At 43.3% G+C, this 307-nt stretch carries 1 protein-coding gene; it reads right to left on the bottom strand.

Going from position 1 to position 307, the window contains the following annotated elements:
- Window positions 1-307, bottom strand: a 307-nt coding sequence (locus HC175_RS22560; protein WP_168140042.1) for a peptidoglycan recognition protein family protein, incomplete at both ends; no start/stop codon positions are given.

The following is a 307-nucleotide window of genomic DNA, read 5'->3' on the forward strand; positions in this document are numbered from 1 at the left end:
CTGTAGCCGGCATCTTTTTCCAGCCATAATTCATGATCTTCAAAATTGGTGTATTCGTGGTGACCAATAACATATTGAATATCATATCTGGACTTAAGGTATCTTACCAACCAGATATTTGCTTCCACCTGAGCTTGAGTTAGAGGGGTTTCCGGTGTTCCGCCTACGTTTTCCACACCAATAGCCGCATGATTAAGACCTATTACATGCCGACCCATGGTGGTTTCGGGCATTAGCCGGTAAATTGTACCGTCTCTGTCCACAAGAAACTGAGTAGAGACATTTAGATTACCTGCTCCTGCTATTT

This window comes from Salinimicrobium oceani (genome assembly GCF_012037645.1).